The following is a 2,496-nucleotide window of genomic DNA, read 5'->3' as shown; positions in this document are numbered from 1 at the left end:
TGTTGATTTCCGTTGAGAAGTGACCCGGTAGCCTACAAAATTTTCACTGAGAATTGACCCATGTGAACACATTGCCCTGACGAATTTGTTCAGGGAGATATGGAGTGATAGACATGGGATTTTTGAGTGTCATTCGACGCTGGGCATTGCGTGACAAAATGCCAATTCGCGAGATAGCCCGGCGGACGGGCCTGTCTCGCAACACCATCAAGAAGTACCTGCGCGAGGGCGCGGTTGAGCCGAAGTTCAAGACGCCATCACGACCGAGCAAGCTGGATCCGTACGCGGATCGTTTGTCGGCTTGGCTGCTGGCGCAAACACGTAAGCCGCGCAAAGAACGGCGCACCGTGAAGCAAATGCACGCTGATCTGGTGAAGCTCGGTTATGGTGGATCGTACGGGCGCGTTGCGGCTTTTGCCCGCGCGTGGCGCGCAGACCGGCACCGTGCGGAGCAGACAACAGGGCGTGGCACCTACGTTCCGCTGGTGTTCCAGCCCGGCGAAGCCTTTCAGTTCGACTGGAGCGAGGACTGGGCGAACATTGGCGGCGAGCGGGTCAAGTTGCAGGTTGCCCATATCAAGCTGTCGCACAGCCGGGCGTTCCTTGTGCGGGCTTACCCCTTGCAAACACATGAGATGCTGTTCGACGCCCACTGGCATGCGTTCCGCGTCTTCGGTGGCGTCCCTGGGCGCGGCATCTACGACAATATGAAGACGGCCGTCGATCGTGTTGGTCGCGGCAAACAGCGCGACGTCAATGCCCGCTTCAAGGCCATGGCCAGCCACTATGTCTTTGAGCCTGAGTTCTGTAATCCGGCGGCGGGCTGGGAGAAGGGTCAGGTCGAGAAGAACGTCCGCGATGCGCGCAACCGTTTGTGGCAGGTCATGCCTGTCTTCACCGATTTGGACGAGCTGAACCAATGGCTGGAAGATCGTTGCATCGCCCTTTGGGCTGAGACACAGCACCGAACGCTCCCCGGGTCCATTGCCGATGTTTGGGAGGCGGAGAAGCCCATGCTGATGTCACTGCCACCAGCCTTCGATGGGTTTGTCGAGCACAGCAAACGGGTATCGCCCACCTGCCTCGTCACCTTCGAGCGCAACCGCTACAGCGTGCCCGCCAGCTTTGCGAACCGCCGCATCAGTTTGCATGTCTATCCGGATCGGCTGGTGGTGGTGGCCGAAGGCCAAACCGTTTGCACCCATGACCGGATCATAGAGCGGTCACACCACAAGCCAGGCAGGGTTATCTATGATTGGCGTCATTATCTGGCGGTGATCCAGCGCAAACCCGGGGCCTTGCGCAATGGTGCGCCGTTCACCGAGATGCCCGAAGCCTTCCGCCGTCTTCAGGATCACATGCTGCGCAAGGAAGGTGGTGACCGGGAGATGGTCGATATCCTGTCCCTGGTTCTGCACCACGATGAAGACGCCGTTCTATGTGCCGTAGACCTGGCGCTGGAAGCTGGCGTTCCAACCAAGACGCACATCCTGAACCTCCTGCACAGGCTGATTGACCGCAAGCAGACCGACCATCCCGAGGTTGACCCGCCAGATGCACTGGCCCTGGAAACAGCGCCAAAGGCCAACGTCGATCGATATGATGATCTGAGACAGGCCGGGGAGAAGCGCCATGCGTCATGACCCTGCAGGAGCCTCGATTGTGATCATGCTGCGCAGTCTCAAGCTGCATGGCATGGCACAAGCTGTCGAAGACTTGGTCGCCCAAGGCGCGCCCGCCTTTGAGGCCGCAACGCCGATGTTGTCCCAACTTCTCAAGGCGGAAATGGCCGAGCGGGAAGTGCGCTCAATTGCCTATCACACAAAGGTGGCGCGCTTCCCGTCCTACAAAGACCTTGCTGGGTTCGACTTCAAATCCAGCGAGATCAACGAGGCCACTGTCCGTCAATTGCATCGGGGCGAGTTCATGGAAAATGCGGAAAATGTTGTCCTGATCGGCGGCCCCGGCACGGGCAAAAGCCACATCGCAACCGCCATCGGCGTCCAGGCCATCGAGCATCACAGATGCAAAGTGCGCTTCTACTCGACTGTGGAACTCGTCAACGCGTTGGAACAGGAAAAGGCGCTCGGAAAGGCTGGAAAAATGGCTGAGATGCTCACCAAGGTCGACTTGGTTATCCTCGATGAACTCGGCTACTTGCCGTTCAGCCCGTCCGGCGGCGCGCTGTTGTTCCACCTCTTGAGCAAGCTCTACGAGCGCACCAGCGTGATAATAACGACCAACCTCAGCTTCAGCGAATGGGCTCAGGTCTTCGGAGATGCAAAGATGACCACCGCGCTGCTGGACCGGCTCACTCACCGCTGCCACATCCTGGAAACCGGCAATGACAGCTACCGCTTCAAGGCCAGTTCCGAGGCGGCAAAGAAAACAAGAAAGGAGATGCCAGCATTGACCACAACATGACCGCTGAGACATAAACAAGGGTGGGTCAAATCTCGGTGAAAATACCGGGTCACTTCTCAACGGAAATCAACA

2 protein-coding genes are annotated in these 2,496 nt (G+C 58.2%); both read left to right on the top strand.

The features are described 5' to 3' along the window. The first annotated feature begins 113 nt into the window (after positions 1 to 113). Positions 114 to 1,643 carry an IS21 family transposase gene (gene istA, locus BFV97_RS18330; RefSeq protein WP_069301790.1) on the top strand — a complete coding sequence of 510 codons (1,530 nt, stop codon included), beginning with the start codon at positions 114 to 116 and terminating at the stop codon, positions 1,641 to 1,643. Continuing rightward, a complete protein-coding gene (gene istB / locus BFV97_RS18325; protein WP_069301789.1) occupies positions 1,633 to 2,424 on the top strand; it encodes an IS21-like element helper ATPase IstB in 792 nt (263 codons plus the stop codon). The genes istA and istB overlap by 11 nt, the downstream gene beginning before the upstream one ends. The last annotated feature ends 72 nt before the right edge of the window (positions 2,425 to 2,496 follow it).

It is taken from the genome of Neptunicoccus sediminis (assembly GCF_001719615.1).
GTDB classification, from domain to species: Bacteria; Pseudomonadota; Alphaproteobacteria; order Rhodobacterales; family Rhodobacteraceae; genus Amylibacter; species Amylibacter sediminis.
This window is presented reverse-complemented; position numbering and strand designations above follow the sequence as displayed.